General features: G+C 69.9%; 13 protein-coding genes and 2 tRNA genes. 9 read left to right on the top strand and 6 right to left on the bottom strand.

The window, feature by feature from the left end; all coding sequences use genetic code 11:
* The first annotated feature begins 144 nt into the window (after positions 1-144).
* The 4 genes from DEJ47_RS25585 (at position 145) to DEJ47_RS25595 (ending at position 3,329) form a co-directional block, all read left to right on the top strand.
* Positions 145-1,257, top strand: a complete 1,113-nt coding sequence (locus DEJ47_RS25585) for an SDR family oxidoreductase (RefSeq protein WP_150172026.1) — start codon at positions 145-147, stop codon at positions 1,255-1,257.
* 127 nt (positions 1,258-1,384) lie between these two features.
* Positions 1,385-1,849, top strand: coding sequence for a molybdenum cofactor biosynthesis protein MoaE (locus DEJ47_RS25590; protein ID WP_190415558.1), 465 nt, complete (start codon positions 1,385-1,387; stop codon positions 1,847-1,849).
* A 140-nt stretch (positions 1,850-1,989) separates the two neighbouring features.
* Positions 1,990-2,160: a hypothetical protein gene (locus tag DEJ47_RS36570; RefSeq protein WP_165283978.1), complete on the top strand. Its 171-nt coding sequence runs from the start codon at positions 1,990-1,992 to the stop codon at positions 2,158-2,160.
* A gap of 83 nt (positions 2,161-2,243) precedes the next feature.
* Positions 2,244-3,329: a PDZ domain-containing protein gene (locus DEJ47_RS25595; RefSeq protein WP_150172028.1), complete on the top strand. Its 1,086-nt coding sequence runs from the start codon at positions 2,244-2,246 to the stop codon at positions 3,327-3,329.
* 85 nt (positions 3,330-3,414) lie between these two features.
* Here the strand turns inward: DEJ47_RS25595 and DEJ47_RS25600 are convergent, their stop codons facing one another.
* Positions 3,415-3,954, bottom strand: coding sequence for a PPA1309 family protein (locus tag DEJ47_RS25600; RefSeq protein ID WP_150172030.1), 540 nt, complete (start codon positions 3,952-3,954; stop codon positions 3,415-3,417).
* Between the two features lie 148 nt (positions 3,955-4,102).
* Between DEJ47_RS25600 and DEJ47_RS25605 the strand changes: the two genes are divergently transcribed.
* From DEJ47_RS25605 to DEJ47_RS25620, 4 genes are all read left to right on the top strand, one after another.
* Positions 4,103-7,036 carry a UPF0182 family protein gene (locus DEJ47_RS25605; RefSeq protein ID WP_150175862.1) on the top strand — a complete coding sequence of 978 codons (2,934 nt, stop codon included), beginning with the start codon at positions 4,103-4,105 and terminating at the stop codon, positions 7,034-7,036.
* 50 nt (positions 7,037-7,086) lie between these two features.
* A tRNA-Met gene (locus DEJ47_RS25610) sits at positions 7,087-7,160 on the top strand.
* Positions 7,161-7,405: 245 nt separating this feature from the next.
* Positions 7,406-9,259: a tetratricopeptide repeat protein gene (locus DEJ47_RS25615; RefSeq protein ID WP_150172032.1), complete on the top strand. Its 1,854-nt coding sequence runs from the start codon at positions 7,406-7,408 to the stop codon at positions 9,257-9,259.
* 68 nt (positions 9,260-9,327) lie between these two features.
* Positions 9,328-9,401 (top strand) — tRNA-Met (locus DEJ47_RS25620).
* A 59-nt stretch (positions 9,402-9,460) separates the two neighbouring features.
* Here the strand turns inward: DEJ47_RS25620 and DEJ47_RS25625 are convergent.
* From DEJ47_RS25625 to DEJ47_RS25640, 4 genes are all read right to left on the bottom strand, one after another.
* Positions 9,461-10,618, bottom strand: coding sequence for an ABC transporter substrate-binding protein (locus tag DEJ47_RS25625; protein WP_150172034.1), 1,158 nt, complete (start codon positions 10,616-10,618; stop codon positions 9,461-9,463).
* Between the two features lie 23 nt (positions 10,619-10,641).
* Positions 10,642-11,511, bottom strand: a complete 870-nt coding sequence (locus tag DEJ47_RS25630) for an ABC transporter permease (RefSeq protein WP_150172036.1) — start codon at positions 11,509-11,511, stop codon at positions 10,642-10,644.
* Positions 11,508-12,302, bottom strand: coding sequence for an ABC transporter ATP-binding protein (locus DEJ47_RS25635; protein ID WP_150172038.1), 795 nt, complete (start codon positions 12,300-12,302; stop codon positions 11,508-11,510). Before DEJ47_RS25635 ends, DEJ47_RS25630 begins: the two co-directional genes overlap by 4 nt.
* 136 nt (positions 12,303-12,438) lie before the next feature.
* Positions 12,439-12,855 carry a Fur family transcriptional regulator gene (locus tag DEJ47_RS25640; RefSeq protein WP_150172040.1) on the bottom strand — a complete coding sequence of 139 codons (417 nt, stop codon included), beginning with the start codon at positions 12,853-12,855 and terminating at the stop codon, positions 12,439-12,441.
* A 148-nt stretch (positions 12,856-13,003) separates the two neighbouring features.
* Here DEJ47_RS25640 and DEJ47_RS25645 point away from each other — a divergent pair, with 148 nt between their 5' ends.
* Positions 13,004-14,473: a catalase gene (locus DEJ47_RS25645; protein ID WP_150172042.1), complete on the top strand. Its 1,470-nt coding sequence runs from the start codon at positions 13,004-13,006 to the stop codon at positions 14,471-14,473.
* A gap of 87 nt (positions 14,474-14,560) precedes the next feature.
* Here the strand turns inward: DEJ47_RS25645 and DEJ47_RS25650 are convergent, their stop codons facing one another.
* Positions 14,561-14,962: a cyclic nucleotide-binding/CBS domain-containing protein gene (locus tag DEJ47_RS25650; protein ID WP_150172044.1), complete on the bottom strand. Its 402-nt coding sequence runs from the start codon at positions 14,960-14,962 to the stop codon at positions 14,561-14,563.
* Between the last annotated feature and the right edge of the window lie 58 nt (positions 14,963-15,020).

The raw sequence follows: 15,020 nt of genomic DNA on the forward strand, positions 1-15,020 counted from the left end.
GCCCTACAACACCACCCAGCGTAGACACCGTGACGGGATCGGGCCTCGGTGCTTCGCCGACTCATGGCCTGCGGCAGGATGGATGCCACCTGGTACGTACGCGTCATTCGCGTACGTACTGAAGACAACCGCTGGAGACGCCCGGTGAGTTCCCCAGATCCACAGGTTCGCGCAGCGCGAAACCCGTCAACCCCGGCGCCCGTCCGGGGGCCCGTAGTCGCCGTCACCGGCGCCGCCTCCGGTGTGGGCGCGCTGCTGACCGAGCGCCTTGCCACGTCGGAGGCGATCAAGCAGGTCATTGCGATCGACGAGCGCAGGGGCGACTGCACGCAGGCCCAGTGGCACATCCTGGACGTGCGTGATCCGGCCATCGCGGAGAAACTGCGCGGCGCCGACGTCGTCGTGCACCTGGCGCTCGATCTCGACCTGGAGACCGACGCCGCGGCCCGCACCGCGTACAACGTGCGCGGCACCCAGACCGTCCTGACCGCCGCGGCCGCCGCCGGCGTCCACCGGGTCGTCCTGTGCACCTCGGCGATGGTCTACGGAGCGCTGCCCGACAACGAACTGCCCCTCTCCGAAGACGCCGAACTGCGCGCCACGGCCGAGGCCACCGGTGTCGGCGACCTCCTGGAGGTCGAGCGGCTCGCCCGCCGGGCGCCCCGCGCGCACCCCGGCCTCAACGTCACCGTCGTACGTCCCGCGACGCTGGTCGGCGGCACGGACACGGCTCTCACGCGCTACTTCGAGTCGCCCCGCCTCCTGGTCGTCGCCGGTTCGCGGCCCGCCTGGCAGTTCTGCCACGTCGAGGACCTGTGCAGCGCCCTGGAGTACGCCGTCCTCGAGAAGGTCGACGGCGAGCTGGCCGTCGGCTGCGAGGGCTGGCTGGAGCAGGAGGAGGTCGAGGAGCTCAGCGGGATCCGGCGCATGGAGCTGCCCTCGACGGTCGCGCTCGGCGCCGCCGCGCGGCTCCACCGCATCGGGCTCACCCCGTCCCCGGCCGGCGATCTCGCGTACACGATGTACCCCTGGGTGGTCAGCGTCAGCAGGCTGCACGACGCCGGGTGGCGCCCCCAGTGGACCAACGAGGAAGTCCTCACGGAACTCCTCGACGAGGTCTCCGGGCGCCGCACCGTGGCCGGCCGGCGGCTCGGCCGCAAGGACGCCACGGCCGCGGGCGCGGCGGGCGCGACGGTCGCCCTGCTGGGCGCGGCGGCGGTCGTGCGCAGGGCACGGAAGGCCCGCAGGAGGATCTGAGAAACCAGTCCCCTCCGCAGCCCTCGGCAGGAAATCCACCCCCTGTAGGGAACTCCAAGGGGGGACACGCGCGTGCCGGGCGAAAGGTCTATTCCGTGAGGCGCGTGCCGTGCGGCACCATGGCCGCATGGCACGCACCACGATGGACCACCCGGGCGAGCAGGGCGCGCAGGACCCGATCCGCCTCCTCGCGATCCGCGACACCCCGCTCTCCCTCGACGAGGTCTTCCGGGCCGTCGGCGACGACGCGGCGGGCGGCACCGCACTCTTCGTGGGGACCGTCCGCAACCACGACGGCGGCGCCGACGTCGACGAGCTGGGGTACTCGACCCACCCCACCGCCGAGGCCGAGATGCGCCGGGTGGCGGAGAAAGTCGTCGCCGAGTACCCGGTGCGCGCCCTGGCCGCCGTGCACCGCGTCGGCGACCTCGCCGTCGGGGACCTCGCGGTGGTCGTCGCCGTCTCCTGCCCGCACCGCGTGGAGGCCTTCGACGCCTGCCGCAAGCTGATCGACGATCTCAAGCACGAGGTGCCGATCTGGAAGCACCAGCGCTTCTCCGACGGCAAGGAGGAGTGGGTCGGGGCCTGTTGAGACGAGGTCCGTGCCCCGGGGCGTGACGGGCCGGTGCGGCTCCGGTTGCGTAACCAGACCCCTGCCGTGAGCGTTGACCATGCGGATGGTTAATCTGCTGATCAGTCAGTTGAGATGGCTCATGGGGTCGGGAGGTCGACATGGCATCACTCGCGTGGTTGCTGATTCCGCTCCTGGCAGCCGTCGGTGCGGGTCTGTGGGCGAGCTGGGCGGCACGCAACCGCAAGTCCGGCCGCACGGGCGACGCCACCGAACTCAACGGCTACGCCGCGTTCCGCGAGGCGATGGAGAAGTCCCACACAGGGACGTGACCGGGTCCCGCACAGGGATGTGACCTCCCCGTACGGCCCGGCCCCGGGGGTGCTCTCACAGGCAGGTCCCGTACTGTCGTTCCATGCCACGCCGCACCGCGACGATGCTCGCCTCCACCTTGATGCTGATCGCGCTGCTCTGCGCCGGAGTGCTCATCAAAGTGCCGTACTCGGAGATGTCCCCCGGCCCCACGGTGAACACCCTCGGAGACCACGACGGTGAGCCGGTGCTGCAGATCTCCGGACGCAAGACCTATCCGACGACCGGTCACCTCAACATGACGACGGTCCGGGTCACCAGCGCCGACTACAACATGAACCTCGCGGAGGCCGTCTACGGCTGGCTGGCCCACGACAACATCGTGGTGCCGCACGACACGCTCTACCCGAACGGCAAGACCGAACAGCAGTCCTCCCAGGAGAACGCCGAGGAATTCAGCGAGTCCCAGGAGAGCGCCAAGGTCGCGGCCCTCAGGCAGCTCAAGATCCCGGTCAAGTCGCAGGTCATCGTCTCCACCGTCTTCAAGGGCGACCCGGCGGAGGGCAAGCTGCACGCGGGCGACGTCATCAAGAAGGTGGACGGCAAGCCCGTCAAGGAGATGACGGACGTCGCGAAGCTCGTCACCGAGCACAAGCCCGGCGAGCCCGTCACGTTCACCGTCGTGCCGGTCAAGGTCGCGGCCGCCGCGGAGAAGGCCGGCAAGGAGCCGACCCAGACCGACGAGATCAAGATCACCACGAAGGCCGCGGAGGACGACCCCGGCCACGCCGTCGTCGGCATCAAGGCGGGGACCGACCACACGTACCCGTTCACGATCGACATCAAGCTGGCCGACGTGGGCGGCCCCAGCGCCGGCCTGATGTTCGCCCTCGGCATCGTCGACAAGCTCACCCCCGACGACCTCACCGGCGGCAACTTCGTGGCCGGCACCGGCACCATCGAGGTCGACGGCAAGGTCGGCCCCATCGGCGGCATCGAGATGAAGACCGTCGGCGCGCGCGAGAAGGGCGCCGAGTACTTCCTCACCCCCAAGGGCAACTGCGCGGCCGCCGCGAGCGACGTCCCCGACGGCCTCACGCTCGTCAAGGTGGACACCATCGCCGACGCCGTGAAGTCCCTGGAGAAGATCCGCAAGGGCGACACCGACAGCCTGCCGCAGTGCACCTGAGACGGCAGGCCACCTGAAACAGCGGTACGCGGGTGGGGGAGCCCCACCCGCGTACTGAACGGAAGAAGACGTACCGCCGGGCGAGCTACGCGAACGTCGCCGCGAGCGCCTCGGCCAGGCCGGGCACCAGGTCCGAGCCGGTGAGAACCTCGGTCGGCGAGTCCTTCTCGCGCAGCCGCAGCGCCGACTCGCGCGCACCGTCACGGAGCACCGCGACCGTCATGCGGACCTCCTGGCGGTCCGGGTGCTCGGCCACCCACTTCGCGAGCTGCGCCTCGCCGAGACCGTCGGGGACCGACGCCTCGGCCGAGGGCGGCAGCATCAGGCGTTCCACCGTGAGGGCGCAGCCCGCCACCGCGTCCGGCCAGGCAATGGTGCCGAGAAATTCGTCCAGCGGCTTGTCGGCGGGGATCTCCTCCTGCTCGATGGGGGTGAAGCCGGCGTGCTCCACGCCGTCGTCGAGGCCGAGCTGGGAGGCGAGGCCGGGTTCCTGGGTGCGCAGTCGCGCCGTGTCGACCAGCGCGAAGAGGCGGGCGGGCCGGTCCCAGCCGAGGCCGGATACGTACTCGTCGATCTCGAGGACCGCCCGAGTGAGGGGGCTCGCTGCCATGGGAGTGTTGGACATGGTCACAATCCTGCCTCGTTAGTCCCGAGAAACGGGAACCGAGTAAAGCGTAGGTAAGTTGCATAGGTGTGGGTCCGCGATCTCGGGGGCCTGACGGACCAACAGCGAATCAACAGCGAACTTCGAGGTGCGCACCTTGGCTTTCCAGATGCCGGACCGCGGCGGAGGCCCGACGGGGCCACGGATCAGAGTGGGCCGACCCTCCCGGCGCGTCCGGACCCTGCTCATGACACTGGGGGTCCTGGCCGTCCTGGCCATGGCCTTCGTCATGTTCTCCGGGTTCTGGACGGACTGGCTGTGGTACCGGTCGGTCAACTATTCGTCGGTGTTCACGACGACCCTGTGGACCAAGATCGGCCTGTTCTTCGTCTTCGGCCTGCTCATGGCGGCCGCAGTCGGCGTGAACATCTGGCTGGCGCACCGGCTGCGCCCGCCGCTGAGCGCCATGTCGATGGAGCAGCAGAGCCTCGACCGGTACCGCATGGGAATCGCCCCCTACAAGAAGTGGCTCCTCATCGGGGTCACCGCTCTGGTCGGGCTCATCGCGGGCGCGTCCGCTGCGGGACAGTGGCGCACCTGGCTCCTGTGGGTCAACGGCGTGTCCTTCGGCCAGAAGGACCCGCAGTTCCACATGGACGTGTCGTTCTTCGCGTTCGACCTGCCCTGGTACCGCTTCCTGCTCGGCTTCGGCTTCGCGGCGACGGTGCTCTCCCTGGTCGCCGCCGCCCTGACGCACTACCTGTACGGCGGGCTGCGAATCACCAGCCCCGGCGCGCGCGCGACCGCCGCGGCCACCGGTCACCTCTCGGTGCTGCTCGGCGTCTTCGTGTCGCTGAAGGCCATCGCGTACTGGCTCGACCGGTACGGCCTCGCGGTGAAGTCCAGCGACTTCAAGGCGACGGACAACTGGACCGGCCTGAAGTACGTCGACGCGAACGCGTACCTGCCGGCGAAGACGATCCTGTTCTGCATCGCCGTCATCTGCGCGATCCTCTTCTTCGCGACGCTCTGGCGGCGCACCTGGCAGCTGCCGGTCATCGGCTTCGGTCTGATGGTGCTCTCGGCGATCCTCATCGGCGGGCTCTACCCCGCGATCGTCCAGAAGTTCCAGGTCCAGCCGAACGAGCAGGCCAAGGAAGCCCCGTACATCGAGAAGAACATCGAGGCGACCCGCCACGCCTACGGCATCAACGGTGTGAAGCCCGAGGAGTACAAGGGCGCGGGCAAGGTCGACGAGGACCCGAAGAAGAAGCGCGAGGACGCGGACACGGCGGCCAACTACCGCCTGAACGACCCGAACATCGTCTCGCCGACCTTCCAGCAGCTGGAGCAGGAGCGCAGCTACTACCAGTTCCCGAAGACGCTGGACGTGGACCGCTACAACGGCCAGGACACCATCGTCGGCCTGCGCGAGATCGACGTGAACAAGCTCGACAAGCGCAACTGGATCAACGACCACTTCGCCTACACCCACGGCTACGGAATGGTTGCCGCCAAGGGCACGGAGACGAAGAAGGGCTCCAAGGGCGCCCCGGCGTTCACCGAGTCGGGTCTGCCGACCAACGGCGAGCTCGGCGAGTACGAGCAGCGGATCTACTACGGCGAGAAGACCACCCAGTACTCGATCGTCGGCGGGCCCCAGAAGGAGCTCGACTACGAGGAGAACGGCGGCGGTCAGAAGACGTACAGCTACAAGGGCGACAGCGGCGTCAACCTCTCCAACCCGATCAACCGCGCGGCTTACGCGGTGTCGTTCGGAGAGCCGCAGATCCTCTACTCCGGAGCCATCGGCGACGGTTCGCGGATCCTGTACAACCGCACCCCGAAGGAGCGCGTCGAAGCGGTCGCCCCCTGGCTGACCATCGACGGCGACGTCTACCCGACGGTGGTCGACGGCCGCATCCAGTGGGTCGTCGACGCCTACACCACGAGCAACGGCTATCCGTACGCCTCGCGGACGACGCTCGGGGACACCACGGCGGACTCCTTGTCGCAGGCCGACAGCCAGCGCACGGTGATCGCCCAGCAGAACCAGGTCAACTACATCCGCAACTCGGTGAAGGCGACCGTCGACGCGTACACCGGTGACGTCAAGCTCTACACCTGGGACGAGCAGGACCCGGTCCTGAAGACCTGGAAGAAGGCGTTCCCGGGGACCGTCAAGGACAAGAGCGACATCCCGCCGAAGCTCATGGACCACCTGCGCTACCCGCAGGACATGTTCAAGGTGCAGCGCGAACTGCTCACGAAGTACCACGTCACGGACCCCGGCCAGTTCTACAACGCGAGTGACGCCTGGCAGGTGCCGAACGACCCGACGAAGAAGGACGACAGCGCGGTCCCGCCGTACTACCTGTCCATGAAGTCGCCGGGCCAGACGCAGCAGCAGTTCTCCCTGACGACGACGTTCACCCCGAGCGAGCGGCCCAACCTGCGGGCGTTCATGACGGTCGACGCCGACGCCAGAAGCAAGAACTACGGCAAGATGCAGCTGCTCAGAGTCCAGGGCGACGTCGACGGCCCGGAACAGGTGCAGAACAAGCTGAACTCCATGACGGAAGTCGGCAACTTCGTCCGTGACATGAAGGGCGCCGACTCCGACGTCCTCTACGGCAATCTGCTGACCGTGCCGCTGGACGACGGCTTCCTGTACGTCGAACCCGTCTACGTACAGGGACGCAAGTCGGCGTATCCCCTTCTGAAGAAGGTCGCCGTGTCGTACGGCACGGAGACAGCCTTCGCGGACACCCTCGGCGAGGGCCTGAACCAGGTCTTCAGCACGGAGGGGGCCACGAAGCCACCGGCCGACCAGGACGGCGACGAGCCGACCAAGCCACCGAAGACGAACGATCCGACGGTGCAGGCGGCCCTCGACGACGCGCAGACGGCGTTCGAGGACGGTGAGAAGGCCATGAAGGAAGGCGACTGGAAGAAGTACGGCGAGGCGCAGGACCGCCTCCAGGAGGCCCTCGAACGGGCCGAGGAGGCTTCGCAGAAGGCCGCCGACAAGAAGGACGCGGAGAAGGACGCGGAGAAGGACGCGGAGAAGGACGCAGGTCAGAAGGGTGACCGGAGCGGCTAGCGAGTGGTGAAGCGGCCACCCCGCGCCGTGGTACGGTTTGAACACAACGGCGCGGGGTGGAGCAGCTCGGTAGCTCGCTGGGCTCATAACCCAGAGGTCGCAGGTTCAAATCCTGTCCCCGCTACTGCAAGGTGAAGGCCCGGATCCTTACGGATCCGGGCCTTCGTCGTGTGTACCGGTGCCTGACGTGTGCGGGCGTCCTGTGCGCGTGCGGGTGTCCTATGCCAAGAAATGTGAACGGTGCTCGGTCGGGGGAGAGTTGGGGGATCTGTGTTTGACTTATCTCTCTGTGGGCATGTCGACAAAACGCTGAAGTGACCTCACTGGCTGCGGTATACCAGATGTACCCAGGTTGCAGGTGGTGCGACGATGGACGTTATGGGGGACAAGGCAACTCTGTTGGAGACAGGGCGGTTTGTGCAGCCGGCCGACCGGGAGGATCCCGGGGCGGCCGCCGAGGAGATGCGCCACCGGCTGGCCGCCGAGGCCGGCGACGTGGACGCGATGAGCGTTCTCGGAAGCCTTCTGCTGCGCCGCGGTGATCTAGACGGTGCCGAATCTCTGCTGCGCGCGGCGACCGCCGAGGGCGACCGCGCCGCCGCCAACAACCTCGGAGTCCTCCTGCACCAGCGCGGGTACGCCGACGAGGCCGCCGGCTGGTGGCGGGTCGCCGCCGTCGCCGGATCCGCCGCGGCCGCGCACGCGCTCGGCCGGCACCACCGCGAGCGCGGTGACGAGCCCGCAGCCGAGTACTGGCTGCGCCAGTCCGCCGAGCAGGGCCACACCCTCGGGGCCTACGCGCTCGCCGACCTCCTGGAGCACCGCGGCGACGTCGGTGCCGAGCGCTGGCTGCGCGCCGCCGCCGAGCGCGGCCACCGTGAGGCCGCCTACCGCCTCGCCCGCGCCCTCGACCGGCGCGCCACCACGGACCGCCCGGACCGCACCGCAGCCGCGCCCCGACGCCGCACGGACCCCACCGAGCGCGCCGACCGCGCCGGCGACGCCGCGCGCACGCCCGCCGACGAGGCCGAGCAGTGGTACCGCCAGGCGGCCGCCAAAGGCCACCGCAGGGCCGCGCTGCACCTCGGCGCGATCCTGGAGCGGCGCGGCGAGCTGAAAGAGGCGGGGCGCTGGTACCTCAACTCCGCCAAGGACGGCGAGGCCCGTGCGGCCTGCGCCCTCGGCTTCCTCCTCCGGGACGCCGGCGACGAGGAGAGCGCCGCCGTGTGGTGGCTCAAGGCCGCCCAGGACGGTGACGGCAACGCCGCGAACGCGCTGGGCGCCCTGCACGCCGAGCGGGGCGAGACGCAGACCGCCGAGCGCTGGTACCGCGCCGCCATGGACGCGGGTGACGTGAACGGCGCGTACAACCTCGGGCTGCTCTGCGCCGAGCAGGGCCGCACCGCGCACGCCGACCAGTGGTACCGCCGCGCCGCGTACGCGGGACACCGCGAGGCCGCCAACGCGCTCGCCGTGCTGCTGCTCCAGGGCGGCGACGCGGCGGGCGCCGAGCCGTGGTTCTCCAAGGCCGCCGAGGCGGGCAGTGTCGACGCCGCGTTCAACCTCGGGATCCTCTACGCGAGCCGTGGCGACGAGGCCGCGGCCCTGCGCTGGTACGAGCGGGCGGCGGCGGCCGGGCACACCGACGCCGCTCTCCAGGTCGGCACCGCGCGGCTGCGCGAGGGCGACGAGCAGGAGGCCGAGCGGCACCTGCGGTGCGCGGCGGGCGGCGGCAGCGCCGAAGCGGCGTACCGCCTCGGAACGCTGCTCGATGCGCGCCGCCCGCCTGCCGAGGCGCCGGTCCTCGGTGAGCCCGCGGCGGCGAAGACCGAGTGCGAGGAGTGGTACGAGCGGGCGGCCGAGATGGGCCACCGCCGCGCCCAGGTCCGGGTCGGCATGCTCGCGTCCGCCCGCGGCGACGTCGTCGAGGCCGCGCGGTGGTACCGCAAGGCCGCCGAGGCGGGCAGCAGCAACGGCGCGTTCAACCTCGGGCTGCTTCTCGCCCGCGAGGGGAGCGAGCCGGAGGCCGCGCTCTGGTGGACCCGGGCCGCCGACGCGGGACACGGGCGGGCGGCGCTCCGCCTCGCCCTGCTCTACGCCCGGCGCGGGCAGCTGGCGCAGGGGCAGCGGTGGGCGTCGCGTGCGGTCGATCTCGGTCCCGCCGAGGTCGCCGAGCGTGCGGGACGCCTGCGCGAGGCGCTGCGGCAGGAGCTGACGGCGTAGGTCTTCGGCACCCGTGGGGGAACGGATTTGCGCTGGTCGTAGCCCTGACGTAGAGTTGTGTTCATCGACGCGGGGTGGAGCAGCTCGGTAGCTCGCTGGGCTCATAACCCAGAGGTCGCAGGTTCAAATCCTGTCCCCGCTACTGAAGATCGAGGGCCGGAAGCCAATGGGTTTCCGGCCCTCGATTCGTTTACAGGGCTGTCATTTGCGGCCTACTGCCTCCTCGTACAGCTCGCGGTCCACCGCCTTCTTCTCCGGCACCTTGTCGCCCTTCGAGACGCCCGCCGCGCGGTACGCGTCCTGCAGACGGTCCGTGGTCCCAGCGCGGATCTCCCAGTCCATGCGCAGCGACGGCGTGGCCAGCAGAACCTCCTCGTCCGTGCCGAGCAGCTCGGCGAGCTCCGCGGCGAAGGCCTTGTCGGCCTTGTAGTCGCCCGCGAAGTACGTGTTGACCGTCCGGATGTACGCGCGCAGCAGCGCGACGCCCGCGTCCGGGTCCTTCTTCAGGAGTTTCGGTCCGAAGAGGAGGCCGCCGAGCGGTTCGGCCTGCGGCTGGCCGCCCAGGAACGCGAACCGCTTGTCGCCGTCGACCTTGCGCCACACCGGATCGAGCAGCCAGGCCGCGTCGGTGCCGCCGTTCTGGAGGGCGGTGAGGACGTCCGCCGAGCCGAGCTGCTGGAAGGTGATCTCGTCGAGCCCGCCGCCGTGCTTCTTGAGGGCCTTGCCCATGGGATACGCGATGACGGACCCCTTGCCGATCATCGTGCCGAGGGTGCGGCCCGCCATCGGGACGTGGTCCGCCGTCTCGTCGTCCTTCAGGCGTACCCACAAGCCACTCTTGGAGCGGGGGTCCGGGGAGAAGTTGCCTGCCGTCCACTTGATGTCGAACCCGCTGGTGATGCCGTTCATCACGGCCGCATCCGGAGCGGCCCACTGGGCGTCGATGTCGCCCTTCGCGAGGAGGGGGAGGGCGTCGGGGGTGGGCAGGACCTTGAGGGCGACATTGAGGCCCTCCTTCTTGAACTCGCCCTTTTCGACGGCCATCTGGAGGGGTGCCACGTACTCGGCGCTCAGGGTGCCGGTGGCGATCGTGATGTCCCGCTTCTCGGCGAGCGGTTTCGGGGCGGGGGCGCCCGCGGAGCAGCGAGCCGGTTTCCGGTCGGGGGCGAGGTCGGCGGGGTCGGTCCAGCTGCCCTTGCCGCAGCCCGCCACCGGGCTGACGGAGCGGGGTTTGCCGGGCTCGGGCGGTGGTGCGTCGTCCTCCTTCGCGCAGCCCGCAGCCGCAAGCAGCGAGCCCGCGACGAGGAGCGCGAGAGCGGTGGTACGGGCAGGGGCGCCGGTACACGTACGGGTACGCATGAAGCCTCCCGGGGGCAGGTGGGTCACGACTGGCTCCGGCCCCGGTCGCGCGGGGCCCACGGCGTGAGCAGCCGGCCCGCGATCCGCACCAGCTCGGAGAAGACGACACCGAGGACGGCGACGCAGACGATGCCGACGAACATCACGTCGTTCTGGAAGAGCGCCCGCGAGTCGAAGATGAGGTGCCCGAGACCGTCGGCCGCCGCGATCTGCTCCGAGGCGACGATCACGAGGACCGCGACCCCCGCGGCGATCCGCGCGCCGACCAGCACAGCGGGCAGGGACGCGGGCAGCAGGACATGGCGGAACATCTGCCAGGGCGAGGCGCCGAAGACCTGACCGGCGTCGCGGTGCCCGGACGGGACAGCGAGGACCGCCGCCATCGTCGAGATCCAGACGAAGAAGAAGACGGTGGCGGCGACGAGCGCGATCTGCGGGCCCTCGCCGAGGCCGAACATGTTGAGGAAGACGGGCAGCAGCGCCAGCTTGGGAACGACGTACAGGGCGTCGAGTGTGGGCTCCAGAGCGGCCCGTACGACGGGCAGGGAGCCCATGAGGAGGCCGAGCGCGTACCCGGCGACCGTGCCGATCGCGTACCCGGCGAGCACGCGCTGCAGCGTGGCCCACACGTCCGGCCACAGCTCACCGTCGGCCGCCCGGTGCCAGCCGTCCTCCAGGATCGTCTGGGGTGCGGGATAAACGCGGTCGTCGATCCAGCCGCTCACCGCTGCGAGCTGCCAGAGCAGGATCAGCGCAAGGGGGACGCCCACGGCGAGCGACAGCTCCAGGACGCGGCGCCTGCGGTGGGTCCGGGCGGGATGCAGCTCCTGAGGGCCGGGGCGCCGCACCAGGAGGCCCTCGTCCCCGGGTGCCTTGTCCGTGAGGGCGCTCATGCGGCCGCCCTGACGCCGACCTCGCCCCGCAGCAGCTCCCACAGCTCGCTCTTGAGCGCGGTGAACTCCGGTGCGGAGCGCACGGCCCCCGTGCGGGGGCGGTCGAAGGGAGGGCGTTGTTCGGCGATGAAGCGGCCGGGTCCGGCCGACATCACCAGGACGCGGTCGCCGAGAACGATGGCCTCTTCAAGGCTGTGGGTGATGAAAAGAGTGGTGGTCTCCGTGGTCTGCGTGAGGGCCAGCAGCTCATCCTGGAGGATGGTGCGGAGCTGGGCGTCGAGGGCCGCGAAGGGCTCATCCATGAGGAGGATCTCGGGCTCCACCGCCAGGGCACGCGCGATGGCGACGCGCTGGCGCATGCCGCCGGAGAGCGTGGCGGGGTAGGCGTCGGCGAAGTCGGCGAGGCCCATGCGGGTCAGCCACCGGGTGGCGCGGGCGTTCGCCTCGCGGCGCGGGACCTTCTGGATGTCGAGGCCGAAACGTACGTTGGCCTGCACCGTCTTCCAGTCGTAGATGCCGTAGTCCTGGAAGATCATCGCGACGGGGTGCCGCGCGGACGTGCGGATGCTGAGCTCGCCGGAGCTGGGTCGCAGCAAACCGGCGCCGATGCGCAGGAGCGTCGACTTTCCGCAGCCTGAGGGGCCGACCACACAGGTGAACTCGCCGGGGGCGATGTCCAGGTCGACGGGGCCGAGCGCGTGCACCGCCCCCGCGGCCCGGCCGAAGGTTCTGGTCACCGCGCGGGCGCGGAGTTTGGGTGGTGAGGGGGGTGACGGGTGCGGATCTTCCACGGCTTCTCCTTGCGGAGGGCAGGCGGACGCAGGGCGCCGCCGAGAATATGACGGCCCGTCAGATCTTGGAAGGGGTACACCGAAGGGCCCGGCACCGAAGACGGTGCCGGGCCCTCCAAGGCGTACGGAAAAGCGCTTACGCGCCCGCGCAGTTGGGGCAGACCCCGCGGTACGTGACCTCGACGTCCTCGATCGTGAAACCGAAGCGCTCCGAGTCGGGGAGGCTGGTCAGGGGGTTGCCCGTGGGGTGCACGTCACGGATCGCGCCGCAGCGGGCGCAGACCAGGTGCTGGTGGGGGCGGTGCGCGTTCGGGTCGTACCGCTTCGCGCGGCGGTCCGTCGAGACCTCGAGGATCTCGCCGAGGGTCACCAGCTCGCCCAGCGTGTTGTAGACGGTGGCGCGGGAGATCTCGGGCAGCTTGTCCGCGGCGCGGGCGTGCACCTCGTCCGCCGTGAGGTGGACGTGGTCCCCGTCGAGGACCTCGGCCACGACGCGCCGCTGCGCCGTCATGCGCCAACCGCGTCCGCGCAGTCGTTCCAACAGGTCACTCATGGAAGCCAGCCTAACAGCAGGGGACCTAAATCCCGAACGGGTGTGACTTTGGATTCTCGCTTGACTTAGACAAAGTCTATCGTAGGATCGAGTACGGCGGGGCCGACGGCACGCCATGGGCAGCACGCCAAGGACAGGACTTGCAGGTATGACGCAGGAGGCGCACGTGACGCAGGGACCGCTCACCACGGAGGCCGGAGCGCCGGTCGCCGACAACCAGAACAGTGAGACCGCGGGTCTCGGCGGCCCGGTCCTCGTGCAGGACCAGCTGCTGCTCGAGAAGCTCGCGCACTTCAACCGCGAGCGGATCCCGGAGCGTGTCGTGCACGCCCGCGGCGCCGGTGCGTACGGCACCTTCACGCTCACCCGTGACGTCTCGCAGTGGACGCGCGCCAAGTTCCTCTCCGAGGTCGGCAAGCAGACCGAGACGTTCCTGCGCTTCTCCACCGTGGCCGGCAACCTCGGCGCGGCCGACGCGGTGCGCGACCCGCGCGGCTGGGCGCTGAAGTTCTACACCGAAGAGGGCAACTACGACCTCGTCGGCAACAACACCCCGGTCTTCTTCATCCGGGACGCCATCAAGTTCCCCGACTTCATCCACACCCAGAAGCGCGACCCGTACACGGGCTCGCAGGAGGCGGACAACGTCTGGGACTTCTGGGGCCTCAGCCCGGAGAGCACCCACCAGGTGACCTGGCTCTTCGGCGACCGCGGCATCCCCGCCTCGTACCGTCACATGGACGGCTTCGGCTCGCACACGTTCCAGTGGAACAACGAGGCCGGCGAGGTCTTCTGGGTCAAGTACCACTTCAAGACCGACCAGGGCATCAAGAACCTCACCCAGGACGAGGCCAACAAGCTCGCCGGTGAGGACCCCGACTCCCACCAGCGCGACCTGCGCGAGGCCATCGAGCGCGGCGAGTTCCCGACCTGGTCCGTGCAGGTCCAGATCATGCCCGCGGCGGAGGCGGCGACCTACCGCTTCAACCCGTTCGACCTCACCAAGGTGTGGCCGCACGCGGACTACCCGCCGATCGAGATCGGCAAGCTGGAGCTCAACCGCAACCCGGAGAACGTCTTCGCGGAGGTCGAGCAGGCCATCTTCAGCCCCGCCCACTTCGTGCCGGGCATCGGCCCGTCCCCCGACAAGATGCTCCAGGGCCGCCTCTTCGCGTACGGCGACGCCCACCGCTACCGCGTCGGCATCAACGCCGACCACCTGCCGGTGAACCGCCCGCACGCCACCGAGGCGCGCACCCACTCCCGTGACGGCTTCCTGTACGACGGCCGCCACAAGGGCGCGAAGAACTACGAGCCGAACAGCTTCGGCGGCCCCTTCCAGACGGACCGGGCGCTGTGGCAGCCCGTGCCCGTCACCGGTGCCACGGGCAACCACGAGACGCCCCGGCATGCCGAGGACAACGACTTCGTGCAGGCGGGCAACCTCTACCGCCTGATGTCCGAGGACGAGAAGGGCCGCCTGATCGACAACCTGTCGGGCTTCCTGGCCAAGGTCTCGCGCGAGGACATCGTCGACCGCGCGGTGAACAACTTCCGTCAGGCCGACGGAGACTTCGGCAAGCGGCTGGAGGCCGCGGTCCAGGCCCTGCGCGGCTGACCAGCACCACTTGCCGTGGAGAGGCGGCGGGCCGGTTCCCCTTCGGGGGCCGGCCCGCCGCCGTGTTTCCGGCCCGTGAGCTGGGCCTCAGCCCGTGAGCTGGGCTGACGCGCGCCGGTCGGGCGCCCAGCAGCGGATGATGTCGCGCACCGAGACGATGCCCGCGGGCTCGTTCCCGTCCATGACGATCAGATGCCGGAAGCCGCCGTGCGCCATGGCGTCCGCCGCGTCCTCCAGGGTCCACGCCGGGCAGGCGAAGACGACCTCGGTCGTGGTGTGGGTGCCGGCGATCTCGGTGTCGGGGTTCTGGCCGAGGGCGAGCGAGTTGAGGACGTCGCGCTCGGTCAGGATGCCGAGCCCGTAGGTTTCGGGGTCGAGGACGACAGCCGCTCCGACGTGGCGCGCTGACATCAGCCTGGCCGCCTGGCGCAGGGTGTGGGTGGGGCCGATGGTCAGGACCACCGTGCTCATGGCGTCGCGGACGAGCATGGGCGTGAGCCACCTCCTTGGTGAAACCGCGGCCTCCCGGTGGGCGAAGGATTGCCTC

The organism is Streptomyces venezuelae, assembly GCF_008642355.1.
Taxonomy (GTDB): Bacteria; Actinomycetota; Actinomycetes; order Streptomycetales; family Streptomycetaceae; genus Streptomyces; species Streptomyces venezuelae_B.